The organism is Advenella mimigardefordensis DPN7 (assembly GCF_000521505.1).
Classification (GTDB): domain Bacteria; phylum Pseudomonadota; class Gammaproteobacteria; order Burkholderiales; family Burkholderiaceae_B; genus Advenella; species Advenella mimigardefordensis.
The window spans coordinates 1,895,538-1,921,261 of the sequence record NZ_CP003915.1 but is presented as its reverse complement, the minus strand read 5'-3'; the positions used below and the strand labels follow the sequence as shown (position 1 = coordinate 1,921,261).

22 protein-coding genes and 1 pseudogene are annotated in these 25,724 nt (G+C 54.5%); 4 read left to right on the top strand and 19 right to left on the bottom strand.

Going from position 1 to position 25,724, the window contains the following annotated elements; genetic code table 11:
• Positions 1–35: 35 nt before the first annotated feature.
• From MIM_RS08860 to leuC, 9 genes are all read right to left on the bottom strand, one after another.
• Positions 36–1,766: a TRAP transporter large permease gene (locus MIM_RS08860; RefSeq protein ID WP_025372393.1), complete on the bottom strand. Its 1,731-nt coding sequence runs from the start codon at positions 1,764–1,766 to the stop codon at positions 36–38.
• Between the two features lie 2 nt (positions 1,767–1,768).
• Positions 1,769–2,383: a TRAP transporter small permease subunit gene (locus MIM_RS08855; protein WP_025372392.1), complete on the bottom strand. Its 615-nt coding sequence runs from the start codon at positions 2,381–2,383 to the stop codon at positions 1,769–1,771.
• 113 nt (positions 2,384–2,496) lie between these two features.
• Positions 2,497–3,597: a TRAP transporter substrate-binding protein gene (locus MIM_RS08850; protein ID WP_025372391.1), complete on the bottom strand. Its 1,101-nt coding sequence runs from the start codon at positions 3,595–3,597 to the stop codon at positions 2,497–2,499.
• A gap of 323 nt (positions 3,598–3,920) precedes the next feature.
• Positions 3,921–4,733: a tRNA pseudouridine(38-40) synthase TruA gene (truA, locus tag MIM_RS08845; protein WP_025372390.1), complete on the bottom strand. Its 813-nt coding sequence runs from the start codon at positions 4,731–4,733 to the stop codon at positions 3,921–3,923.
• A 28-nt stretch (positions 4,734–4,761) separates the two neighbouring features.
• Positions 4,762–4,977 (bottom strand): hypothetical protein, encoded by a 216-nt coding sequence (locus tag MIM_RS08840; RefSeq protein WP_025372389.1) that lies wholly within the window; start codon positions 4,975–4,977, stop codon positions 4,762–4,764.
• A gap of 2 nt (positions 4,978–4,979) precedes the next feature.
• Positions 4,980–6,110 (bottom strand): aspartate-semialdehyde dehydrogenase, encoded by a 1,131-nt coding sequence (asd, locus tag MIM_RS08835; RefSeq protein WP_025372388.1) that lies wholly within the window; start codon positions 6,108–6,110, stop codon positions 4,980–4,982.
• Between the two features lie 145 nt (positions 6,111–6,255).
• Positions 6,256–7,332: a 3-isopropylmalate dehydrogenase gene (gene leuB / locus MIM_RS08830; RefSeq protein WP_025372387.1), complete on the bottom strand. Its 1,077-nt coding sequence runs from the start codon at positions 7,330–7,332 to the stop codon at positions 6,256–6,258.
• Positions 7,333–7,365: 33 nt separating this feature from the next.
• Positions 7,366–8,022, bottom strand: a complete 657-nt coding sequence (leuD, locus tag MIM_RS08825) for a 3-isopropylmalate dehydratase small subunit (RefSeq protein WP_025372386.1) — start codon at positions 8,020–8,022, stop codon at positions 7,366–7,368.
• A gap of 4 nt (positions 8,023–8,026) precedes the next feature.
• Positions 8,027–9,430, bottom strand: a complete 1,404-nt coding sequence (gene leuC, locus MIM_RS08820; RefSeq protein ID WP_025372385.1) for a 3-isopropylmalate dehydratase large subunit — start codon at positions 9,428–9,430, stop codon at positions 8,027–8,029.
• A 555-nt stretch (positions 9,431–9,985) separates the two neighbouring features.
• Here leuC and fahA point away from each other — a divergent pair.
• A pseudogene (gene fahA / locus MIM_RS08815) lies at positions 9,986–11,315 on the top strand (fumarylacetoacetase).
• A 190-nt stretch (positions 11,316–11,505) separates the two neighbouring features.
• Here fahA and aroC read toward each other — a convergent pair.
• The 3 genes from aroC to MIM_RS08800 form a co-directional block, all read right to left on the bottom strand.
• Complete coding sequence (gene aroC, locus MIM_RS08810) at positions 11,506–12,561, bottom strand: chorismate synthase (RefSeq protein ID WP_025372384.1); 1,056 nt, start codon at positions 12,559–12,561, stop codon at positions 11,506–11,508.
• Between the two features lie 171 nt (positions 12,562–12,732).
• Complete coding sequence (locus tag MIM_RS08805; RefSeq protein WP_025372383.1) at positions 12,733–14,220, bottom strand: protein adenylyltransferase SelO; 1,488 nt, start codon at positions 14,218–14,220, stop codon at positions 12,733–12,735.
• A 2-nt stretch (positions 14,221–14,222) separates the two neighbouring features.
• Positions 14,223–14,651: a DUF2069 domain-containing protein gene (locus MIM_RS08800; RefSeq protein WP_042071168.1), complete on the bottom strand. Its 429-nt coding sequence runs from the start codon at positions 14,649–14,651 to the stop codon at positions 14,223–14,225.
• Positions 14,652–14,927: 276 nt separating this feature from the next.
• Between MIM_RS08800 and MIM_RS08795 the strand changes: the two genes are divergently transcribed.
• Both MIM_RS08795 and MIM_RS08790 read left to right on the top strand, forming a co-directional pair.
• A complete protein-coding gene (locus tag MIM_RS08795; RefSeq protein WP_025372381.1) occupies positions 14,928–16,352 on the top strand; it encodes a YihY family inner membrane protein in 1,425 nt (474 codons plus the stop codon).
• Between the two features lie 234 nt (positions 16,353–16,586).
• Entirely contained in the window at positions 16,587–17,045 is a 459-nt protein-coding gene (locus MIM_RS08790; RefSeq protein ID WP_025372380.1) for a CBS domain-containing protein, read from the top strand.
• 57 nt (positions 17,046–17,102) lie between these two features.
• Here the strand turns inward: MIM_RS08790 and MIM_RS08785 are convergent, their stop codons facing one another.
• From MIM_RS08785 to MIM_RS08775, 3 genes are read right to left on the bottom strand one after another with little or no spacing between them, the layout of a single operon-like run.
• Complete coding sequence (locus MIM_RS08785) at positions 17,103–17,909, bottom strand: metallophosphoesterase family protein (RefSeq protein WP_025372379.1); 807 nt, start codon at positions 17,907–17,909, stop codon at positions 17,103–17,105.
• A gap of 8 nt (positions 17,910–17,917) precedes the next feature.
• Entirely contained in the window at positions 17,918–18,943 is a 1,026-nt protein-coding gene (locus MIM_RS08780; RefSeq protein WP_084458951.1) for a diacylglycerol/lipid kinase family protein, read from the bottom strand.
• A 27-nt stretch (positions 18,944–18,970) separates the two neighbouring features.
• Positions 18,971–20,029, bottom strand: a complete 1,059-nt coding sequence (locus MIM_RS08775) for an alcohol dehydrogenase (protein WP_025372377.1) — start codon at positions 20,027–20,029, stop codon at positions 18,971–18,973.
• Positions 20,030–20,302: 273 nt separating this feature from the next.
• On the opposite strand from MIM_RS08775, the gene MIM_RS22860 reads away from it, so the two are divergent.
• Positions 20,303–20,596 carry a hypothetical protein gene (locus tag MIM_RS22860; protein ID WP_144084617.1) on the top strand — a complete coding sequence of 98 codons (294 nt, stop codon included), beginning with the start codon at positions 20,303–20,305 and terminating at the stop codon, positions 20,594–20,596.
• On the opposite strand, the gene yfaE is transcribed toward MIM_RS22860, so the two are convergent.
• From yfaE to dusA, 4 genes are all read right to left on the bottom strand, one after another.
• A complete protein-coding gene (gene yfaE, locus MIM_RS08770) occupies positions 20,550–20,882 on the bottom strand; it encodes a class I ribonucleotide reductase maintenance protein YfaE (protein ID WP_025372376.1) in 333 nt (110 codons plus the stop codon). The two genes, MIM_RS22860 and yfaE, sit on opposite strands and share 47 nt — an antisense overlap.
• Positions 20,879–22,012 carry a class Ia ribonucleoside-diphosphate reductase subunit beta gene (gene nrdB, locus MIM_RS08765; protein WP_025372375.1) on the bottom strand — a complete coding sequence of 378 codons (1,134 nt, stop codon included), beginning with the start codon at positions 22,010–22,012 and terminating at the stop codon, positions 20,879–20,881. Before nrdB ends, yfaE begins: the two co-directional genes overlap by 4 nt.
• Positions 22,013–22,040: 28 nt before the next feature.
• A complete protein-coding gene (nrdA, locus tag MIM_RS08760; protein WP_025372374.1) occupies positions 22,041–24,314 on the bottom strand; it encodes a class 1a ribonucleoside-diphosphate reductase subunit alpha in 2,274 nt (757 codons plus the stop codon).
• A 314-nt stretch (positions 24,315–24,628) separates the two neighbouring features.
• A complete protein-coding gene (dusA, locus tag MIM_RS08755) occupies positions 24,629–25,723 on the bottom strand; it encodes a tRNA dihydrouridine(20/20a) synthase DusA (protein ID WP_084459090.1) in 1,095 nt (364 codons plus the stop codon).
• Position 25,724 lies beyond the last annotated feature (1 nt).

Here is a 25,724-nt window from a genome sequence, read left to right as displayed (position 1 = left end):
TAGCCGCAGCAGACAAAGCCCCTGCAGCAAACCGCTTATTTGAATGCGTTGCCCGGATCGTCGTAGGCATCACCAGAACTGCCTTTGTCCTTGTTCGCATCGCTACCGGACCCGCTATCGAACCCGTTGTCGGAGCCATAAGGATCTGTACCGTAGGAATTACCCGTATCAAAAGTGACCTGGCTCGGATCAATTCCAGTGCCCGTGCCTTTATAGTGCATGACCATAGCCGGGAAGGCCATGACCGACGCCACCATCAACAGCTGGATGATAATGAACGGTATGGAGCCTTTGTAGATCTCGCCTGTGGTCACCCGTTTGATCGGCTTGCCGGTCACCCTGTCGGTATAGTCCTCTTTGGGTGCAACCGAACGCAGGTAGAACAGCGCAAAGCCAAACGGCGGGTGCATGAAAGATGTTTGCATATTAACCGCCAGCAACACCCCGAACCAGATCAGATCGATACCCATTTTGTCGGCCACCGGCCCCAGCAATGGCACAATGATAAAGGCCAGTTCAAAGAAATCCAGGAAAAAGGCCAGAAAGAAAGTGGCAATACTGACGACGATCAGAAAGCCGATTTCCCCTCCTGGCAGAGAAGCAAACAGGCCCTCTACCCAATGCTGTCCGCCAAATCCGGTAAAGGTCAGCGTGAAGATGGTTGAACCCACGAGAATGAATACGACAAAGCTGGTCAGCTTGGTGGTGGTATCCATCGCCTGCTTGAGCAATGATAGCGTCAGGCGGCCGCGGATCATCGCCATGATGATAGCGCCAACTGCGCCCATGGCACCACCTTCTGTCGGTGTCGCCACGCCAATGAAAATGGTCCCCAATACCAGAAAGATCAAAAACAGCGGTGGCACCATCACAAAAACCACGCGTTCAGCAATCTGGGACAGCAGTTTCAGCCGAAGCAGCTTGTTCAGTCCTGCAATGACAAATGCAATCACTCCCCACAGCAACAGATTCAGGACAATGGTTTCATCGGCAGCGCTTTTTTCCGAGAGAAACACTTTGCCAAGCAACCAGGCGCCGACACTGGCAATCAGAATAAGCACAAGCAATGACGGCAGACCATTGCTGCCATTGGATTCACGATAAACACGCGCTTCTGGTGGCAGAGCCGGTGCATACGACGGCTTGATCAACGACGCAATCACCACGTATACAATATAGGCACCTGCCAGAATAAAGCCGGGAATCATGGCACCGCGATACATATCGCCAATGGAACGACCCAGCTGATCGGCCAGAATGATGAGGACCAGTGATGGCGGAATGATTTGCGACAATGTACCCGAGGCAGCAATAACACCGGTGGCCAGCTTACGGTCATAGCCGTAACGCAGCATGATGGGTAGTGAAATAAGACCCATGGAAATGACCGAAGCCGATACCACACCCGTGGTTGCCGCAAGCATGGCGCCCACAAAGACTACAGCAATGGCCAGACCGCCGCGAATCGGCCCGAACAGCTGACCAATTGTTTCCAGCAAATCCTCGGCCATGCCCGATCGTTCCAGAATCAGGCCCATAAGGGTAAAGAACGGCACGGCCAGCAGCGAATCATTCTGCACAATGCCGAACACCCGGTCGGGCAGAGCCTGCAGAAACGGGAACGTAAATTCGCCAAAGGCAATACCCAGCAAGGCATAAAGAATACCGTTGGCAGCCAGCGAAAAGGCCACCGGAAAGCCCAGCAGCAGAAAGCAGATCAATGTCAGGAACATGATCGGCGGCATATTTTGAATGAAGAACTCCATGCTTAGTTACCCGCCTGCAGTGATTGTTGTCGTTTCAGCTCTGCTTCTGCCGCGATTTCCTCGGCCAGCAGTTCTTCCGATGTCTTGCCGCCCATGGGCGCCAGGGGATCCGGACCTTTTCCACTGAGGTAAGCTACGCATTTGATCAGATGAGAGATCCCTGCCAATACCAGTAATGTGAATCCGATGGGGATCAGCAACTTCACCGGCCAGCGCACCAATCCGCCTGCATTGGAGGATTGCTCGTTGGTCTCGAAAGCCAGCATGAAAAATGGCCAGGACAGGTATATAAGTAACAGGCAGGCCGGCAACATGAAGAACAGCACGCCTATCGTTTCGATAATGATCTGGGTCCGCCTGGACAGGCGCTGGGAAATAATATCCACACGCACGTGTTCGTTCTTGAGAAAGGTATACCCGGCCGCAAGCAAAAAAATTGCGCCAAAGAGATACCATTGAATTTCCAGCCAGCCGTTGGAACTGTAATGGAAGGTTTTACGGACTACCGCGTTCGCAGCACTGATCAGCACCACGACCAGCGTGAGCCAGATTACAACGCGACCAATCGCATTCATGAGCGCGTCAATAGCCCGGGAAAGAGTGAAGAGGAACTTCATTTGCTTTCACACCAAAAATAGGGAAAAGAAGAGATAACAGCATACGCCTGTTTTGCCGGCCATTGAACCCGAAGGAAAAATAGCCGGCAAAACAGGGATTTTACATGGTGTTTTTATTTTTTGTTTCTCAATGCATCCAGCATGAATGCATCGTAGCTGAACTCTGCAACACCGAACCATGGGTAAACATCGTTGCGGAATGCCATGTAGTCATCATGGATTTTCTTGAACAGCGGATCTTTCGCAGACAGCTCTTCATATACTTTGGTCGCTTCGGCGAAAGAAGCGTCCAGTACTGCTTTCGGGAAACGCTTCAGGACACCGCCGCCGGCGATCAGGCGACGCAGTGCAGCGGGATTCTTGGCGTCATAGGTGCCAATCATTTCCTCGGTTGCCAGCGCACTGGCCTGCATAATGGCAGACTGATAGTGTTTCGGCAGTTTTTCGTACTCACCATCATTCACATACAGTGAAACCTGGAAACCGCCTTCCCACCAGCCCGGATAGTAGTAGTATTTGGCCACTTTGTTAAAGCCGAGTTTTTCATCATCGTACGGGCCAATCCATTCAGCCGCGTCAATCGTACCCTTCTCCAGCGACGGATAAATATCGCCCCCGGCAACTTGTTGCGGGATCACTCCCAGGCGTGACAGCACCGCACCGGCAAAGGCGCTGCAACGCATTTTCAGGCCCTTGAGGTCTTCTACGCTATTGATTTCCTTACGGAACCAGCCACCCATTTGCGTACCGGTATGGCCGCAGGGAAAATTGACGATGTTGAATTTTTTGTAGACTTCCCGGGTCAGTGCCAGACCATTGCCTGCCCGCATCCAGGCGTTGTATTGACGGGTATTCAGGCCGAATGGCACCGCAGCGTCAAAACTGAGAGCAGGATCCTTCCCATAATAGTAATAGGCGGCACTGTGACCACATTGCACTGTGTTGTTCTGCACCGCATCCAGCACTTGCAGTGCCGGAACCACTTCCCCTGCATGATGGACACTGATTTTGAATTTGCCATCTGTCGCTTCAGCCAGGTGCTTGGCGAAATTGACGCTACCGTTATAGATCGCATCGGCACTGGTCGGAAAGCTGGAAGCCAGACGCCAGCTGATGCTGGGGGCATCTTGCGCAAATACAGGCGATGCCAGAACGGCACCGCCCGTTGCGGCAACACCGGCGGTGGCCTGCTTGAGGAAGGAACGACGTTTCATCGTTGATGTCTCCAATGGTATTGTGAGTAAGAAGGGATCGAAACTTTTGGTTACCGGGGCATGCTACAGGAATTATTATTTTTTTACCCTCAAGAATTACCCTTATTTCCCTGAACTCAGCAGGCCATTTCATTTGTAATGAATGGCGTCAGACGCTCCATCCTGCCTGTCGTTATTGCGTGTGAAATGAATTGTTGCAACCGACGCGATGCTCCACTACGGTGGTTACTTTTTGTTGTTTTTATTGCATATGCGATAGGCTGGGTAAAGGCACGACTGATTCAGGTAAAGTCACGTCTGATTCAGGTAGAGACACGTTTGATTCAGGATTCGAACAGCAGCGCGTCTAACGGCCTGCTCAGATCAAAGGCGTCATATTGTTCCAGCCCGAAATGGGCGGGATAGCTGGCCTGAGCAAAATACAGCCCATCAGCCATAAAAGTAGGTGCTGCCACCTTGCGATCCTGTGCAGCCATCACCTGTGGCATCCAGTCGGCCGGGTAGCGCCCTTTGCCTACATACAGCAGGCAGCCCAGAATATTGCGCACCATATGATGCAAAAATGCGTTGGCCCTGAGCGTGAAAACAAAAAAAGCGCCCTGCCTGACAATATTGAGATGTTCAATCGTGCGTATCGGGCTGGCGGCCTGGCATTGCGAGGACCTGAAACTACTGAAGTCATGCTCACCAAGCAGATATTGTGCTGCCCTTTGCATGGCGTCCAGATCCAGTGGATGAAAATCCCAGCCGGCCCGGCCGTACCAGTGAGGCGACAGGATCCGCTCGTTTCTGAGCAAATACACGTAAGTTCGGGAGGTGGCGGAAAATCTCGCGTGAAAGTCTGCCGGCATTTCCTGCGCCCAGCGCACGGTAATATCGGCCGGCAAATGCGCATTAACGCCTCTGACCCAGGATTCCATACGCCGGACTATGGCGGTATTGATATGCACGACCTGGGCTCTGGCGTGAACGCCCGTGTCAGTGCGCCCCGCGCAGATCGTAGGCGTGGCTTCGCAAGTGAATGCCGCCAGCGCCTTTTCCAGGGTATCCTGGACCGTGCGCCCGCCCGGTTGCGTCTGCCAGCCCAGATAGGACTTGCCATGATAGGCAATGCCCAGCGCAATGCGTCTGGACATGGACTGCTCCTGCTGAGCGACGTCCTGCTCAGGAACGGGTTGATGCGTCGGAGTCGGGTGCATCAAGATCCAGATTGATGGATTTGAGTTTCTGCTGGAACGCTTCATAACCCGGCCCCGCAGGAATCCGGGCCTTCCGGCGCTGGTCACACCGCAGCATGATGAACAGGCCCACCACGATGACGCCCAATACACCAAGCAGCCACAACGAAATGTAATTCGCTATCCAGGTAGGCAGTTCCATGATTACAGCTCTCCGACGCTGATCCGCAGCATACGGCGCAAGGGCTCGGCCGCACCCCACAGCAACTGGTCACCAACGGTAAAGGCGCTCAGGTACTCTGGGCCCATGGACATCTTGCGCAGGCGGCCTACCGGGATATCCAGGGTACCGGTAGTGGCTACCGGCGTGAGGTCCTGCATGGTTTCATCACGGGTGTTCGGGATCACTTTGGCCCATTGCGTGCCTTCCTTGAGCATGTCGCTGATTTCGTCGATAGACACGTCTTTTTTCAGCTTGATGGTGAGTGCCTGACTGTGGCAGCGCATGGCGCCGATACGCACGCACAGGCCATCGATAGGAATAGCGGCCGTGCCAAAACCTTCGCCACGACCCAGGATTTTATTGGTTTCTGCTTCGGCCTTCCATTCTTCGCGGGATTGACCATTGCCCAGATCCTTGTCGATCCAGGGAATCAGGCTGCCGCCCAGCGGCACGCCGAACATATCGCGTGGCAGTGACGGATCCTGCTGTTTTGCCAGCACCTGACGGTCTATTTCCAGAATGGCCGAAGCAGGATCATCCAGTAACGGTTTGACGGCGGCATTGAGCTGGCCGAACTGGGTCAGCAGTTCGCGCATATGCTGGGCACCACCGCCGGAAGCAGCCTGGTACGTCATGCTGGTCATCCAGTCAACCAGGTCATATTTAAACAAACCAGCCAGACCCATCAGCATGCAGCTGACGGTACAGTTGCCACCGACAAAATCCTTGACGCCTTTGCTGATGGCCGAATCGATGACGTTGCGGTTGACCGGGTCCAGCACAATAATGGAATTGTCCTTCATGCGCAGGGTACTGGCCGCATCAATCCAGATGCCGTCCCAGCCGGCGTCACGCAGTTTGCCATGCACCTGCGTGGTGTAATCGCCCCCCTGGGCCGTCACAATAATAGGCAGCTTCTTCAGTGCGTCAATGTCATGCGCGTCCTGCAAGGGACCGGCGCCTTCGGCCCAGGCAGGCGCCTTGCCCCCGGCATTACTCGTCGAAAAAAAGACCGGATTAATGAAAGCGAAATCGCCTTCGTCGCGCATACGCTGCATAAGGACGGAACCCACCATTCCGCGCCATCCGACAAAACCCACTGACTGTGACATGATTCTTTACCTGATTCTATGAAGCTGAAAAAATTGTTTAGCTGATAACCATGGCCCGAATAGTGGGCCGAATACAACTGCAATAGCGGATGCGCGCAGCCTGTGCGCGATCCGCCAAGATAAGTGACTGAATTTTATAACTATATCAGTTTAATGCCTTTAATACGGCATCACCCATTTGAGAAGTGGAAACTTTTGTGGTTCCAGCCTCAAAAATGTCGGCTGTACGCAACCCCTGCTCCAGCACGGCTTTGACTGCGTTTTCCACACGATCCGCCGCTGCGGCTTCGTTCAGTGAATAACGCAGCAACATGGCTGCAGACAGAATGGTGGCCAGCGGGTTGGCAACATTTTTGCCGGCGATATCCGGCGCCGAACCATGGCTGGGTTCATACAGACCCTGATTGGAGGCATTGAGCGACGCAGACGGCAGCATGCCGATAGAGCCGGTCAGCATGGCGGCTTCGTCAGACAGAATATCGCCGAAGATGTTGCCGGTCACGATTACATCGAACTCCTTGGGCGCACGTACCAGTTGCATGGCGGCGTTGTCGATATACATATGAGACAGTTCAACGTCTGGATAGTCTTTGGCCACATCAATCATGATGTCACGCCAGAATTGCGAGGTTTCCAGCACGTTGGCCTTGTCCACGCTGCACAGTTTCTTGTTGCGCTTTTGTGCGGCCTCAAAACCCACGCGCGCAATCCGGCGTACTTCGGACTCCGCATAACGCATGGTGTCATAGCCTTCCTGCTCACCCTTGAACGGGCCGTCTTCTACCACGCGTACGCCCCTGGGTTTACCGAAGTAGATATCGCCAGTAAGTTCGCGGATGATCAGAATATCCAGACCCGAGACCACTTCCGGTTTAAGCGACGAGGCATTGGCCAGTTGCGGATACAGAATGGCCGGACGCAGGTTGGCGAACAGACCGAGGTTCTTGCGCAGGCCAAGAATGGCCTGCTCGGGACGATGTTCACGTGGCAGCGAGTCATATTTCCAGTCGCCGACAGCGCCGAACAGAATGGCACTGCTGCGTTTTGCCAGCGCCAGCGTGGCTTCCGGCAAAGGATGGCCATGCAGGTCGAAAGCGGTGCCGCCCACGGGCGCCTGTTCCATGGTCAAGTCCAGCCCCAGGGCGCTCAGCACGCGCTGGGCCTGTTCAACGATTTCGTGACCGATGCCATCACCGGGAAGGACTGCAATTGTATGTGTCATAACGCGTATTTCTCTTCTTAATGGGTATAGGATTTAGCGGCTCAACCCGGCACTGCCTTCAAGCCACGGGTGCCGCGCCAGGCGCTCGGCTTCGAACTGACGGATCTGGTCGGAGCGACGCAAGGTCAGGCCGATGTCATCGAAGCCGTTGAGCAGACAGTATTTGCGAAAGGCGTCAACTTCAAAGTGCAGCTCACGTCCATCAGCAGCAATCACCACCTGACGTTCCAGATCGATGCGCAATTTGTAGCCATTAAAGGCACGCACTTCGTCGAACAGCCGCGCCACCTCCAGTTCGGAAAGAATAATGGGCAGCAAGCCGTTCTTAAAGCTGTTATTGAAGAAGATATCGGCATACGAAGGCGCAATAATGGCCTTGAAACCGTACTGGGTCAACGCCCACGGCGCATGTTCACGGCTCGAACCACAACCGAAATTTTTACGTGCAAGCAGTATGCTGGCGCCCTGATAGCGCGACTGATTCAGCACGAACTCGGGATTAAGTGGTCGCTTGCTGTTGTCCATTCCTGGTTCGCCGTGATCCAGATAGCGCAGCTCATCAAACAGATTGGGACCAAAGCCCGAGCGTTTGATAGATTTGAGGAACTGCTTCGGAATGATCAGGTCGGTATCCACGTTTTCGCGATCCAGGGGGGCGACCAGGCCTTCATGTATGGTAAATGCTTCCATGCTCTTATCCTAATTTTCTGACGTCGACAAAATGACCGGCAATCGCGGCGGCGGCGGCCATGGCCGGGCTGACCAGGTGAGTTCTGCCACCCTGGCCCTGACGGCCCTCGAAGTTACGGTTGGAGGTGGACGCGCAACGCTCACCCGGCTCAAGACGGTCGGCATTCATGGCCAGACACATGGAGCAACCCGGTTCGCGCCATTCAAAACCGGCTTCCAGAAAAATCTTATCCAGCCCTTCCTGTTCGGCCTGCTTCTTGACCAGACCGGAACCCGGCACCACCATAGCCTGAATCACATTGCCGGCAACGCGGCGGCCACGCGCCACTTTTGCCGCAGCACGCAGGTCTTCAATCCTGGAGTTGGTACAGGAGCCAATGAAGACGCGGTCAACGCGGATATCGGTAATCGGCGTATTGGGATTGAGGCCCATATACTGCAACGCGCGCTCCATACCGCTGCGTCGCACTTCATCTTTTTCACGTTCCGGATCAGGCACACGATCTTCAATAGACAATACCATCTCGGGCGAGGTACCCCAGGTTACTTGCGGACGTACCTGACGGGCATCGATATCGACGATTTTGTCGAATTTGGCATCGGCATCCGAATGCAGCGTCTTCCAGTAGGCTACGGCCTGATCCCACAATACGCCTGTTGGCGAATAGGGACGGTTTTTGAAATACTGAATCGTTTTATCATCCACGGCAACCATACCGGAACGCGCCCCCGCTTCGATGGCCATATTGCAGACCGTCATGCGCCCTTCCATGGACAGGTCACTGATCGCCTTGCCGGCAAATTCAATGGCATAGCCTGTGCCGCCAGCCGTGCCGATCACACCAATGATATACAGCACCAGATCCTTTGCGGTACAGCCGAAAGGCAGATCACCGCTGACACGGATCAGCATGCTCTTGTTTTTTTTCATCAACAGCGTTTGCGTGGCCAGTACATGCTCCACTTCAGACGTACCAATACCGAAGGCCAGCGCACCCATCGCACCGTGCGTACTGGTATGCGAATCGCCGCAAACCACGGTCATGCCGGGAAGTGTTGCACCCTGCTCTGGCCCGATCACGTGCACAATACCCTGACGCAGGTCGTTCATCCGAAACTCGGTGACACCATAAGTCTCACAGTTTTTATCCAGTGTATCGACCTGCAATTTGGAAATAGGGTCGCTGATGCCCTGGGCACGCCCCTGAGTGGGGACATTATGGTCGGCCACGGCCAGGTTGGCGGACAGCCGCCATGGCTTGCGTTCAGCCAGTGCCAGACCTTCAAAGGCCTGCGGGCTGGTCACTTCATGCAATAAATGACGATCGATATATAAAAGACAGGTGCCGTCGTCTTCCTGGTGCACCACATGGGCGTCCCAGAGTTTGTCGTAAAGGGTCTGAGCCAAAATGTTCTCCTGATAATGCGGGTATGCGGGTTCACTGACCGTTGCGTGAACCCTGCGTTGCGCGGCCCGTTTGACGGCGATGTCAACCCTGAGGTATGTGACACCAATGCGTTACCGGACGGCATGACAGACATGCTCAGTCTCGGCAGGAAACGTGGCAGGTATCGTCATGGCTTGCGCGATATGTGTATTATGGCTGAATCAAATCTGATAACAAGCCAATATATTATACTGGTATTAGTACTACTATAATGATTGAGCGTGTCGGCGCCGGCCCGACAACAAGTGCAAGCCGGTCAAACGGGCAGGTAATGCAGAAAATTGCCATTTATTGTGAGTAGAATAGAACATCTGCCCGGAGACAACAGTTGTTTCAGATCCCGGACGTCCCATATGCAGAGTTGTGCTGACGTACCGTGCCATTGCCGGGCCGCCATCAATCACCTCTGGCATGCGCAGGTAGCGGCCAGCCGCCTGCGGGATTCTGCGAATGTGGCACAACGGCAATATTGGGTACACTTTTCAACCGGAATTTTTATTGTTAACTATAAAATGATGATTACACTTAACGCGACACATCAGGCAGACCTCACCAGCTGGGTGGACAGTGCCAACACGACCGGCAACGGTTTTCCCATTCAGAACCTGCCATTTGCCTCATTTCGCCGTCGCGGATCCGGCGAAGCCTTTCGCCCCGGTGTGGGTATCGGTAACCAGATAGTAGACCTGTCCCGCCTGTATGATCTGAATCTGTTTACCGATAAGGCGCAACAGGCGCTGGAAGCATGCCAGGGCATCCAGCTCAATGGCCTGATGGCACTTGGCCAGCCTTACTGGTCTGCGCTGCGTCTGGCCTTGTCAGAGGCCCTGCGCTCAGGATCGCCGCACGAAGATGCCATCCGTCCGTTACTGGTCGCCCAGGACGAGGCCGAATTTATCACGCCGGCACGTATCGGCGACTACACTGATTTTTATATTTCCGTACACCATGCCACGTCCATCGGCAAACAGTTCCGGCCCGACAACCCGCTGCTGCCCAACTATAAATGGGTGCCCATCGGCTATCATGGCCGCGCCTCCAGCATTGGGGTATCCGGTCAGGCCTTCCCACGCCCGGTAGGCCAGACAAAACCGCAAAACGAAGGCGATGCACCCGAATTTGGCCCCTGCAAACGGCTGGACTACGAACTGGAACTGGGTATCTTCGTTGGGCAAAGCAACGAACAGGGTCAGCGTGTGGATATCGAACAGGCAGAAAAACATATCTTCGGCTTGTGCATTCTGAATGACTGGTCGGCCCGGGACCTGCAAGCCTGGGAATACCAACCCCTGGGACCGTTTCTTTCCAAAAACTTTGCCTCCACCATTTCACCATGGGTCATTACCATGGAGGCGCTTGAGCCGTTCCGCACCGCATTTGCGCATCCGGCCACCGATCCGCAGCCCCTGCCCTATCTGCATTCACAAGCCAATGCCGAAGGCGGCGCCTATGATATTGATCTGGAAGTGCAAATTACCACGCAGCAGTCACGCGATAGCGGCCAGCAACCCTTTACGCTGGCCTCCAGCAATTTCAAGGATGCCTACTGGACAGCCGCTCAGCTGATCGCGCATCACACGGTCAATGGTTGTAATCTGCAGCCTGGCGATATGCTGGGTACCGGTACGCTGTCAGGCCCGGATGCCGCGCAGGCTGGCTCGCTACTGGAACTGGCCGCCGCCGGCAAAAAACCTATTGTCCTGCCCTGGGGAGAAAGCCGCAGTTTTCTGGAAGATGGCGATGAAATCATCATGAAAGCCGTGTGCAAAAAAAGACGGCTACCCCGACATTTCCTTTGGATCAGTATCGGGTACGGTGCTCAAAGCCAATTTCAAGGCAGAGTAAGACAGCGCAAAGAATAAAGCGAATAGTAAAAAACACTATCCGCTTTATTGCATCACCCTCACCAAATACGCGACAAGCCCCGGGGTTCAGCCTCGGGCTTGAGTGCGGATAGCCCGCCTATGACCAGGCAAGAGGCGGCACGCGATCAGCACGCAAGCGCCGCATTAACAATACAATGCAGATACCCGTCTTAGCGATAGGCCTGCTGACGCAAAGCGTGATCAATCAATATTAATGCAAGCAATGCTTCGGCAATGGGGGTCGCACGAATGCCCACGCAAGGGTCATGGCGACCCAGTGTCTGCACCATCACCGGCTCGCCGGCCCGGTTGACCGACTTGCGTTCAATGCGAATGCTGGAGGTAGGCTTGATGGCAAGCGACACCGTGATGTCCTGACCGGTGGAAATGCCACCCAGCACGCCACCGGCATGATTGCTCAGATAGCCGTTGGGGGTCAGTTCATCGCCATGCTCTGAGCCGCGCTGGGTCACGCATTCAAAACCGGCGCCAATCGATACCCCTTTTACGGCGTTCAGGCCCATCATGGCAAATGCAATATCGGCGTCAAGCCTGTCATACAACGGTTCGCCCCAGCCTGCTGGCAGTCCCTGGGCCACCACTTCGATGCGGGCACCAATGGAATCGCCGTCCTTGCGCAATTGATCCATAAAGGCTTCGAGTTCGGGCACCACTGATGCATCGGCCGCATAAAATGGGTTGTTCTCCACCTCTTCCCAGGATTTGAACGGGATCCGGATGGGGCCGAGCTGGCTCATATAGCCGCGGATAACGACACCGAATTTTTCACTCAGCCATTTTTTTGCAATCGCGCCTGCCGCCACGGTTGGCGCCGTCAGGCGGGCCGACGAACGACCGCCCCCTCGCGGATCACGAATGCCATATTTTTCCCAATAGGTCCGGTCCGCGTGGCCGGGACGGAAGGTATCGGCGATCGCGGAATAATCTTTGCTGCGCTGGTCCTGATTACGGATCAGCAGGCCGATTGCCGTTCCTGTTGTTTTCCCTTCATATACGCCAGACAGGATCTCAACAGTATCGGGCTCCTGCCGCTGTGTGACATGACGGGAGGTACCCGGCCGCCGACGATCAAGCTCGATCTGGATATCCTCGGCAGACAGGCTCATGCCTGCCGGACAGCCATCGACCACACAGCCGATTGCCGGCCCGTGGGACTCACCAAAATTGGTGACCGAAAAAAGTTTGCCTAATGTATTACCCGACATCGCTTATCCAAGTAAAAAGAGGTTGCCCGTTTGTGGCGGAGCAGGAAAAGTACTGAAGAATACCAGAAAGTGCCGGAAAGCACGCAGTAACGTCCGTTGCCATCAACGATCGCCTGCCCGCCGGGCGCGGCAATACAGCCGCCGCCTGCCGGCCTCGGCCTGCACGCCCCGCTATGAGGAGCAACTGACTTCCAGCTCCCGGCCCCAGTCCGGTGGCGGCTCTGCAAAATGCTCCATGCCCGCTTTGGCCGTATAAGGATCACGCAGCACCTGAAGCAGGGAATCGGTCACGCTCATATCCCCTTTGGCTGCAGCCTGTATGGCCTCTTCTGCCAGATAATTGCGCAATACATAAAGCGGGTTAACCTGGTCCATCCGGCCGGCACGGGCCTGGGCACTATCATTCTCATTGTCCTGCAAGCGCTTGCGGTATGACGCCAGCCATTGTTCAAGCCTGGTAGTATCGGTAAAGAGACTACGCAAGGGGCTTTCATCCACATCGATCTGCGCCAGATAGCGGAAACTCAGAGTGAAGTCTGCTGACTGATCATGCAGTACGCGCCACCAGCCATCGATGAGATCATCATCTCCTTCCTGCCAGGCCTGCAGCCCAAGTTTGGCGATCATGCGGTCCCGGTAAGCCGAAATAAACAGTCCCTCGTAGCGTTCCAGCCGCGCCTTGAGTCTGTCGGGCTCTGCGCCCAGGGCGACAAAGCAATTGGCGAAACGATACAGGTTCCACAAGCCGACAGACGGCTGCGCATTCCAGGCGTAGCGTCCCTGTGTATCAGTATGATTGCAAACGTGATTGATACGGAATGCATCCATAAAACCATAAGGGCCGTAATCCAGCGTGAGCCCCAGCACGGACATATTGTCGGTGTTCATGACGCCATGATTGAAACCGACAGACTGCCAGCCTGCCATCAGGGTCGCCGTGCGCTCGATCACAATATCAACAAACCGCTCAATGACATCATTCAGCGTGTGCTCACTATCTACGGCCGGCACCTGGTCGGCGAAAAAGTTGCTGATCACGTAGTCCAGCAGTTCGCGCAGTCGCGCCGCATCCTTTGCCGCATACCAATGCTCGAAAGAGCCAAAGCGAACAAAAGATGGCGCCACCCGCGCCACGATCGCGGCAGTTTCAACGGTTTCGCGGTAGACAGGATCGTCTGAAGCGACCAGGCACAGCGCCTGTGTGGTTGGAATACCCAGACCGGTCATGGCCGCGCTGGCCAGATATTCGCGTACCGACGAGCGCAACACGGCGCGACCATCGCCCATACGGGAATAAGGCGTTCTACCCGAACCCTTGAGCTGAATCTCCCAGTCTGCCGGTTTGCCGTTGTCGTCTGTGCCGCTAATGGCCCCCAGCAGATGAGCACGCCCATCACCCAGTTGACCGGCCCACACACCAAACTGATGTCCGCTATATACAGCCGACAGTGTGACGCCGCCCGGCAAATCGGCATTGCCGGACATAATGGACAGGAATGCCGGCGAACGTGCATCTTCCATGGTGAGCCCCAGTGAGGCCAGTACGTCGGGGTTGACATGCAGCAAGGTCGGATCGGTCAGCCCCTGCATCCGCAGCCGCGTGTAAAACGCCGGCGACAAAGACGCAAAACGGTTGCTGACCTGCAGATTCGATAGCATTATCATTTCCCCTGTTTTTTTGCGCGTTTTGCCGCCTGCTTGGCGGGTCGCACATAAAGAATGGCGGCAAGAAAGAAAACCACCGACAAGATCGTTTCAGCGGCCCCAAGCATGGACGACGTGCTGCTGATATCCGAATACCAGCGAACCACGCCTTCGGTAAAATACAGCAATACCAGCATGGATGACCATTGCAGCGTGTACAGATTACCCTTATAAACACCGTAAAGAGGGAACAGCAAGGGCAGCGCCTTGAGCACGTACACGCTACCGCCGGGCACCAGCGGATCCAGAAATAACTCCCAGGCAATACACAATAAAAACAGGAGCAATAGCGAGACAAACGCGATCACCCGATAGCGCGGATTCAATGCCACCTGCTGCGCCTGGTGAACCGAAGCAAGCGCGGGCCCGGTATCGGTTGACGACATTGCTGATGCGCTGGTGGTATCGGCCTGCTGCACATCGGCAACCGGCGCTGAAGAAGACTGTGTCAAGATAATTTCCATTCTGGCTAATTGATCCGTTCATTATATTCGCCTCATACGGGCAATCGCCTCAAGTGCGACAAGCGCCTGGCAATTACAATTTGCAATCGAACTGCAAATAGACGCAAGAGCAGGCTGCCGGCAGTTTGCTATACTGAAACCATCCTGACGAGGTATCACCGTGTCGGCCGGTCGACGCGGCAAACAAGCCATTTGATCATGACAAAACACAACGATTTCGATTTGGAACTGCAAAAGAAACAGGAACAGCAGGAAGCCATGGAGGCCCGTGAGGAGTTGCGACTGAACATGGGAGACTCGGAACTGGGCCTGGCGTTCTACAAAAAGGCCATTCTGTTTGGAATCCAGCGACTGCTGCGCGACAAGCTTACCCAGGTGGCATCCAGCCTTACCTTCACCACCGTACTGGCGATTGTGCCGATGCTGGCCGTGATTCTGTCGCTGTTTACCGCCTTCCCACTGTTCACCGATTTCAAAGTCTCGCTTGAAGAGTTTCTGACGCACAATCTGATGCCCGCAAATGTCTCTGAAACCATCATGAGCTACCTGAACGTGTTCGCTCAGCAGGCATCAAGATTGACCGCCATCGGCGTGGGTTTTCTGACCGTGACGTCTATCATGTTGATGATGACGATTGACGAAGTGCTTAACGATATCTGGAATGTGACCCGGCGCCGCCCCATCGGACAGCGTATTCTGGTGTACTGGGCGATCCTGTCGCTGGGACCGATTTTCCTGGGCGCCAGCCTGTGGACCTCGTCCTATATTGCGCAGGAAAAACTGGGACTGGTCACACAGTTTTCCGTGATCAAGAGCGTGTTATTCACTGTGGTGCCGGTCATTGTCTCGGGGCTGATCTTCGCCCTGCTCTATTATCTGGTACCGAACCGAAAAGTCGCATGGAAAGACGCCCTGATTGGCGGTTACACCACGGCGGTCCTGCTGGAAATCATGAAGGCCGGGTTCGCCTATTACATTACCAAGTTCCCCTCCTACACACTGATTTATGGCGCATTTGCGACCATCCCGATTTTCCTGTTGTGGATTTATCTGTCCTGGCTGGTGGTGCTGTTCGGGGCGACCGTCGCCGCACTGGCACCGCAGATACGCAGCGGCCAGATGCGCGACAAGATGTCTCCCGGCGTGCATTTTGTGACCGCCCTGTTCGTGCTGCGCTTGCTGCATAGCGCCCGTGACCGGAACCCGCCGGGCTACGGCACCAGCTATATCGCCGGCCAGATCAAAATGAACTACAGCGAAACGCTGGATATTCTTGAGCCGCTGGTTTCCATGGGCTACATTGTCAACACGGCCGGCAAACGTTCCGAGAGATGGGTGCTGGCCAGCAGCCTGAATGCCAGCCTGGACCCCCTGGCCGACTGCTTTCTGTTCGACAGCAAAGTAATCGAAATCAGTCACGATCCGGCCCTGCGCCAGGTGATCGCGAGATTACTGACTGAAGACAATTCCGTTAAATTGCGTGACATCCTGTATCTGGAGCCTACCGATGAGGCACCGCCCGCAGCCTCCGACGCAGACACCGATAGTGCACAAGGCAAGGGCCGGTCAGCCAGTCCTGCCACTTCTTCTGATGCCAGGAATACCACACAGCACGCAAGCTGACGGCAGGTGCGCAAAGCCAAAAGTATAAATGCATCCACCACGTGCACAGCGGCCGAAAATGGCTGCTGGCAATGCCTGCCCGGGCGTTGACCGGCATCCGGTGTGTGACGCGCAGGGCACACCCTGACGCCGAATGACTTTGCATCACGGTGGATTTCAGGTACATTTCCATATAATCAAATCAGTTTCCGGTCAGCATGCCGGACAGCAGAATAAGGCTACAGGAGGATTGCCATGTTGAAAATCAGTGAAGTCTTGCGGGTCAAGGGCAATATCCTTTACACCGCGACCCCGGATCAATCCGTGGCGCAGGCCATTGCAACCATGAGTGAACGCGACATTGGTTCGCTGGTCATTATGGATCAGGGACAATTAACGGGGATGCTGACCTTCCGTGAAATTATCCGCCACATGCACGATTCTCCGGAGTCTTTTGAAAACACCACCATCCGTAAAATCATGGATGATGCACCGGTGAGCGTATCACCCAACACCGAGGCCGAGGAAGTGCGACGCCTCATGCTGGAGCACCATGCACGCTATGTTCCCGTGATGGACGGTCCTGTGCTGATGGGGGTGATTTCATTCTACGATATGGCGCGCGCCATGCTGGAAGCGTCCAAATTTGAAAACAAAATGCTCAAGGCCTATATCCGTGATTGGCCCGGAGAAACAGAAGAAGACAAAGAGTGACACCAGGCGGCGGGCGGCATGCCCGCCGTTCGGCCATGCCGCCCCTTTCCCGACAGACTAATTTGTCTTCCACATATCCTTTTCCACGCACATGAACCGGTTTGGATGGCTGTCATCTTTTGACTGATAGGTCCAGGTGGTGATGTGGATTTTCTTTTCCGGGTACAGGTCCAGCACGTTCAGGGAATTGGGAATGTGCCGGCGCACCCGAAATGAGGTTGTGGTTCCACCCTGTACAACCAGCATCGGATGGACCAGGTCGGGATAGCGCTGCGTCAGCGGATAAACGAAAGGCATATGAATATGCCCGCCCAGGATCAGGTCTACACCAGCGGCAGACCAGGCGCGGATAGCCGCCTCATGGTTTTCAACCAGTTGTTCCTGGTCCGCCGGATCCAGCACATGAAAAGGATGGTGCGCGACCACCAGCACACTTTTACCCGCGCTGTTTTCCCTGGCCAATTGCACTACCCGCCGGATCTGCGCATCCGTCACAATCCCGCGCTTATGACGAAATGGCGTAGTGGTATTAACGCCGATAACCATGGCCGAACCAGACTCGAACAGGGGCTCTACCTCTTTATGCAGATAGCGCCGATAGCGCCCATAAGGGTTCAGGAAACGGGTCCACAAGGCATATAGAGGAATATCATGGTTGCCCGGAATACACAGGACCGGCGCCGGCAACGTCTTCAGAAAGGCATTGGCCGCCAGAAACTCACTGCGCGTGGCACGCTGGGTAATATCGCCGGATACCACGCACAAAGCGGGCGATAGCTGCCTGACCGCATGAACCAGTGCATTCAGCACATTTGCATTGACGGTGCCAAAGTGAATATCTGAAATCTGGAGAATCCGGTACATGCGCGCTATTATTCCTGTTCTGAATGCTGCGCCACTGAAGCGGGCACCACAATCTTCAGCAGATCCCTGTTCGCCTTGACGGTAAAGGGCGCCTGCAGTGAATGGACCTCGCCGTCCATGGCGACCTCGATACTACGCCCCCCTTTCTTCTTGTCGATGTCCAGCGCCTCGAACGGAAAACTGATGATTTGCCGATCCTGATCCAGCCGCCTGAAGATCAGCTTTAAGGCCAACAGCAGCATCCGCTTGCGGCTTGAGGGCTTGAGCACGATACCGTAAAGATAACCGTCGCCCATGGTTTGGTCATACTGCACACCCGCCTGCTGCGCCTGCAGCGTATTGTTACAGGCCATGAAACTCACGGTTTTCACCAATTGCCGGCCTTCGCCCTTGTTAAATTGCAGAATATAAGAACGGCCATATTTCATAATGGTGGACAAGGCCGCGAAAATGGCAATGCCGCGACGTCGACCGAACTGGTTTTTCCATTGCTCCCTGTCGGCCAGCAATTGGGAGTACAAACCCAGCGTGGCATTCACAATAAAATGCACCCCGCCAATTTCACCGGTCTGCACCGGCTGAATATGTCCCGTAAGCAAATCGCGCAAGGCCGTGTCGGTATCCAGCGACAGGCCGTGATCGCGTGCAAACATATTGAATGTACCGAAGGGAATAATGCCCATTGGGAACTGCTCGGCAATAGCATGATTGGCCATGGCGCTGATGGTGCCGTCGCCCCCTGCCACCACCAGAATGGCATTATGCTTTTTTACCAGACTGACCGCTTCCTGCTGCTTTTGCTCATGGCTATCATCCGGATACACGCAGATAATATGGTGTTCATGCCCTTCCATTACGGTTGCAATTTTCTCCAGGAATTGTTCCGTATCCTGATTCCCGGAACTGGCATTGGTAAAGAAAACAAAAGGCCGCCCGGACACTTCAGCCGACATGGCTTTGGCCGCAGCACCGTCTGCCTGAATGCCATCATTCGCTGCAGAAGGCTGCAATTGGCTATTGGAAACAGTCATCATCGTTCCTGTCAGAGTTCATTGTTTCGGTCAGGGGGTTAGCACCGCCCGGCCGATAACCTTGCCCGCGTGAAGCGCCATCAGCGTCTGGTCAGCCTGTGCCAGCAGATGTCGGCTGACAGGGATCGGACGGATCCCGCCCTGTTTCACCAATGTCATGAGTTCCTGCAACTCAGCCAGATTCCCCACATAGGAACCCTGTACCGTTGCCGCTTTCAGGGGGAACATGGCCAGCGGCCATTCGCTTTGGCCGCCGAACAAACCGATAATGACCAGCTTACCGCCCTTGGCCAATAAACTAAAAGCCTGATTGGCCGTAGACGGCGCGCCTACATAGTCAATCACGGACCAGATCGTACGCGTGCCCGCTGCTGCCTGAATATCCTGAATCAATGTGGGGCTGTTGCCGTCGACAGCGGCCAGAGCACCTGCCTGCAGCGCCGCTTCGCGCTTGGCCGGGTCCAGGTCAACAACAATCGCCCCCTTCCCGCCCATCGCGTGCAACCATTGCAGGCACATCAGGCCCAGGCCGCCGGCGCCAAAAATGATGACCGGCTCGTTTTGCAACACATCGCGATCAAATTTGCGTAGTGCCGAATAAGTCGTCAGTCCGGAGCAGGCATAAGGCGCCGCCTGTACCGGGTCCATATCACCAATATCCACCAGATATCTGGGGTGTGGTACGACAATTTGAGTGGCATAGCCGCCATCCCGGTGAATGCCCAGGCAGGCTGGTGCGCCGCACAAATTTTCTTCGCCACGCTGGCAGACGACGCAGGTGCCGCAGCCGATCCAGGGATAGATCAGGTAATTTTTACCGGTATCCAGCGGCCCGGCATCCGGTCCCGCTGCCAGGACACTGCCCACGGTTTCATGACCGGGTGTGAGCGGCAGACTGACACCCCTATCCTTCAGTTCCAGGCGCTTTCCCTGGCCCAGATCGTACCCGCCCTCCCACAGATGCAAGTCACTGTGGCAAACGCCGGCAGCCTTGACTTCCAGTACCACCTGCGTCCCTTGCGGGGTAAAGTCCGCTTTTTCCATCATTTGCAAGGGGGCTTTGAAACCGGTAATGCAGTAACATTTCATCTCTTTATGGCTCCTGTGTTGACGCATGGGATTTGAATCGTGCCAGAGCGCCTCTGGAATCGTTATTGTATATGACGGTTGCGCCAATGCTGCACATAGCGAAAAGAAGACGGGCCAATCTGCTATCTGAACGATAGCAATATGCACATAAGCATTCGGTATTTCTCAGCAGAACGATGATCGCCTAGACTAGCACTGATCACTGCCGGTGGGTAACCCCGCCCGCTCATGATGGCCACGCCGGCAGGCGGTGCCGGATAACAGGGGAAAAGAATGAAACTAGATCCTAAATGGTCGTTTATATTAACTGTGCTGCTTTTTGCCGGAATGATGATCGGACTATCGCTATCGGTCCTGAACGACTTCATGGCGCAGACAACACCGCTGGCCGGACGTGATATTTTCGTAATGGCGATGCATGTTATCTGGCTGGCGCTATGGTCTATTGCTACCGTATTTGCACTGACATACGCCCTGCGGCCGAATAAGAATGACAAACGGCGCAGGGGCAGCGCTACTTCTACCGCTGTTCGTCAGCCCCGAAATCCAGCGACGTCTGAATATTGAACTCCTCACCGAGAGAAGGCTGTTCCGGCATATGCAACAGTCTGGCCTCAATCTGCAACGGCCCGTCGGGCACGCAGCAGCAAGGCAGAATCTCATCTTTCGCAATATACGCCAATGGCTCGGTCAGATACCGTACTTTGCCCGCCAGCAGATGCGTTCGGCATGAACCGCAATAGCCGGCGCGGCACTGATACTCCACTTCGTGGCTGGTACGTTCCAGCCCTTCAAGCAGCGTTTCTCCCTCCAGCAATTCGAACCTGCTATCGGTCGTGACGACTGCGGTCATAGTTCGAAATGCTGCAAATCGTCGGTATTCATTTGTGAATCAATTTGCCCGATCAGGTAAGAGCTGATTTCCACTTCCTGCGGCGCAACCTGCACATTATCGGAAGACAGCCAGGCGTTGATCCATGGAATCGGGTTCTGCCGCACACCCGGGAAAGCCGCCTGCAATCCCACTGCCTGCATGCGCAGGTTAGTGATGTATTCGACATACTGGCACAGGATATCCTTGTTCAGACCGATCATGGAACCCCCTTTGAACAGGTATTCAGCCCATTCTTTTTCCTGCAGGGCAGCCTGCTTAAACAGCTCAAAGCACTGCGTACGGGTTTCACTGGCAATCTCGGCCATTTCAGGATCATCGTCGCCGCTGCGCAAAATATTGAGCATATGCTGCGTACCCGTCAGATGCAGGGCCTCGTCACGGGCAATTAATTTGATGATCTTGGCGTTGCCTTCCATCAGTTCGCGTTCAGCAAAGGCAAACGAGCAGGCAAAGCTGACATAAAAGCGAATGGCCTCCAGTACATTGACCACCATCAGACACAGATACAGCTTTTTCTTGAGTTCGCGCAAGGAGATGACCACTTCCTTGCCGGCAAGCACATGCGTGCCTTCGCCGAACTGGTTATACAACTGCGTATACGAGATCACATCGTCGTAATAGAAAGCAATATCACGTGCGCGCTTCAGAATATATTCATTGGCAACGATATCATCGAACACCACCGATGGATTATTCACAATATTGCGGATGATATGCGTATACGAACGCGAATGGATGGTCTCGGAAAACGACCAGGTCTCGATCCAGGTTTCCAGTTCAGGAATAGACACCAGTGGCAGCAGCGCGACGTTCGGGCTGCGGCCCTGGATGGAATCGAGCAGGGTCTGATATTTCAGATTGCTGATAAAAATATGCTTTTCGTGCTCTGGCAGCGTCTGATAGTCGATACGGTCCTGAGACACGTCCACTTCTTCGGGACGCCAGAAAAAGGACAGCTGCTTTTCGATCAGCTTTTCAAAAATTTCGTATTTCTGCTGATCGTAACGCGCCACATTGACCGACTGACCAAAGAACATGGGTTCTTTCATCTGGTCATTCGGAACTTGACAAAAGGTACTGTATGTCATTGTTTTCTCTTACTCAATTACTGCCTGATCAGATCTTGCATGCACCGCTTTCGCAGTCATCCTGTGCCTGATCTTCCTGTTTATCTTCCGCACCGTCACGCGTGTTCTGGTAGTACAGTGTTTTCACACCGAATTTGTACGCCGTGAGCAAGTCCTTGATCATCTGATTCATGGGAACGCGCCCGCCTTCGAAACGAGCCGGATCGTAATTCGTATTGGCCGAAATGGACTGATCCACAAATTTCTGCATGATGCCCACGATCTGCAGATAGCCGTCATTATTCGGCATGCTCCACAGCAATTCGTACTTGTCTTTAAGGCGTTCGTACTCCGGCACCACCTGTTTCAGAATACCGTCTTTGGAGGCCTTGACCGTGACCAGACCGCGCGGCGGCTCAATACCGTTGGTGGCGTTGGAGATTTGCGACGAGGTTTCCGATGGCATGAGCGCAGTGAGCGTGGAATTGCGCAGGCCATGGGTTGTAATGTCCTTGCGCAGCGATTCCCAGTCCAGATGCAGCGGCTCATTGCAAATGCCATCCAGATCTTTTTTATAGGTATCGATTGGCAAAATACCTTTGGCATAGGTTGTTTCGTTAAAGGCCGTGCATGGACCAAACTCTTTGGCCAGACCAACCGATGCCTTGAGCAGATAATACTGGATGGCTTCGAAGGTGCGGTGTGTCAGGGCATTACCGCTGCCGTCGGAATATTTGGCATTGTTCTTGGCCAGGTAATAGGCGTAATTGATGACACCGATACCCAGTGTACGCCGCTTCATGGAACCAATATAAGCCGCTTTTATCGGGTAGTCCTGATAGTCAAGCAAGGCGTCCAGCGCGCGCACGGCCAGATCGGCCAGTCCTTCGAGCTCATCCAGCGAGTCTATCGCGCCCAGGTTGAACGCAGACAGCGTGCACAAGGCAATTTCACCGTTCTCGTCATTGATGTCTTCCAGCGGCTTGGTGGGCAGCGCGATTTCCAGACACAGATTGCTCTGACGCACCGGAGCCACGGCCGGATCAAACGGACTGTGGGTATTGCAGTGATCCACGTTCTGAATATAGATGCGACCGGTACCGGCGCGCTCCTGCATCATGAGTGAAAACAGTTCAGTGGCCTTGACCGCACGCTTGCGAATGGTTGGGTCCTGCTCGTACTTGGCATACAGTTCTTCGAACAGGTTCTGGTCTTCGAAGAACGCATCGTACAGGCCGGGTACATCGGAAGGTGAAAACAGTGTGATATCGCCGTTGCGAATCAGGCGCTGATACAGCAGGCGATTGATCTGCACGCCATAGTCCATATGACGGACGCGATTTTCCTCCACACCCCGATTGTTTTTCAGGACCAGCAGCGATTCAATTTCCAGATGCCACATGGGATAGAACAACGTGGCCGCACCACCGCGCACACCACCCTGCGAGCAGCATTTGACTGCCGTCTGAAAGTGCTTGTAGAAAGGAATACATCCGGTATGCTGAGCCTCGCCACCCCGGATCGGGCTGCCAACGGCGCGAATGCGGCCGGCATTGATGCCGATACCGGCGCGCTGCGAAACATAGCGGACGATCGCGCTGGTGGTGGCATTAATCGAATCCAGGCTATCGCCACACTCGATCAGCACGCAGGAGCTGAACTGGCGCGTTGGTGTACGCACACCAGACATAATGGGCGTGGGTAGCGAGATCTTGAATTGCGATGTCGCATCATAGAAGCCCTTGATGTATGACAGGCGGGTGTCTCTAGGATATTTAGAGAACAGGCATGCCGCCACCAGAATATACAGAAACTGCGGGCTTTCATAGATTTCGTGATTAACACGATTTTGCACCAGGTATTTGCCTTCAAGCTGCTTGACCGCACCGTAAGAAAACTGCATATCACGGCTGTGATCAATATAGCTGTTCAGTTCGTCGAATTCTTCCCTTGTGTAGTCCTGCAGGATATGTTCGTCGTATTTACCCATGTCGGTCAGCCGCTTGACGTGGTCGTAGAGCGATGGCGGATCGAACTGCTGGAACGCTTTCTTGCGCAGGTGGAAAATGGCCAGACGCGCTGCCAGGTACTGGTAATCTGGCGTCGTCTGAGAAATCAGGTCTGCTGCTGCCTTGATGATAGTTTCATGAATGTCGTCTGTCCTGATTCCGTCATAGAACTGGATATGGGACTTGAGCTCAACCTGAGACACCGAAACATGGTCCAGACCTTCTGCCGCCCACGTAATGACGCGGTGAATTTTGTCCAGATCGATAGGTTCTTTTCTGCCGTCACGTTTGGTGACCAAGAGTGTGCTGTTCATAGCGTATGCATATCCTTGATGGTTGATCGAACGGCTTGTAGCCGTGCCGACTGTAATCTATATATAGTGTTTTATTTTAGATTCAACACAATATATAGTATTAATCAGGATATTTCAAGTAATTTCGGCTTCGTGCAAAACCTTGAAAAATGACACAACGCTTTGATTATTATGGTTATTTTTTCGCTTATAAAAAAATGTAACGGTGTTGATCTTACGCAATTGCCGTGCACATTTCAGGGAACAACAGGTTCACGCTTCATTTAACCCTTCTCTGCCGCTTCGGTTCCGTCCGCGCTCCCCTTTTGCCGCCGTTAGTCTACAAACGCAAACGCTTGCAGCAGAATATCCGGATTCTGCGTCGCCAGATGCGCCGGATCCGACAGATAGCGGCGCCATTGGCGCGCGCCCTTGCATCCGTTGAACAGGCCCAGCATAGGCTTGACAATAACACGTAGCGGCACACCCTGCATCACTTCCGAACGGGCGTACTCTGCCATCCGCTGCACAATCGTTGCGTCATCGGCTACCGGCGTGTCTGGCCACAGACGCAGGCTGATCTCGCGCAGCAAATAGGGTTCATGCCAGGCGGCCCGGCCAACCATCGCGCCATCGAATTCACCGGCCGCAAAGCAGATCAGATCGGGCGTATTCAGGCCGCCGTTGAGCACAAACAGCGCATCCGGAAAATCCTGCTTGAGTTGGCTCACGACGTTGTAGCGTAGCGGCGGAATATCACGATTGTCTTTAGGCGAAAGCCCTTTGAGCACTGCATTGCGCGCATGCGCAATAAACACCCGGCACCCGGTGTCATACAGTTGCCCGACAAAGTCGCGCACAAAATCATAGGACTGATCATAGTCCAGCCCAAGCCGATGTTTAACCGTCACGGGCAGGCTGACCGCATCCTGCATCGCCTTGACACAATCGGCCACCAGGGCCGGTTCGGCCATCAGGCAGGCACCGAATGCGCCCTTTTGCACCCGTTCTGACGGACAGCCGCAGTTGAGATTGATTTCATCGTACCCCCAGCGCTGCCCCAGCCGGGCACACTGGGCCAGCGCTGCGGACTCACTGCCCCCCAGTTGCAAAGCCACCGGATGTTCCTGAGCGCTGAAACGCAAATGTCGTGGTACATCGCCAAATATCAGGGCGCCGGTGGTAATCATCTCTGTATACAGCAATGCATTAGGCGCCAGCAGACGATGAAAGTAACGACAATGCCTGTCGGTCACATCAATCATTGGCGCGACACTCAACTGCCAGGGCCGCAGACCAGTACCATCGGTATAGTCGAGCGCCGGCCTGCCTGTCGGCTGCGCTGTGGCAACGGCACTTTCTGCCGTTACGCCGGCATGGCTATCAGGGACGACAGTCTCAAGCTGCGCGGTTATATCTGAATGTATCATG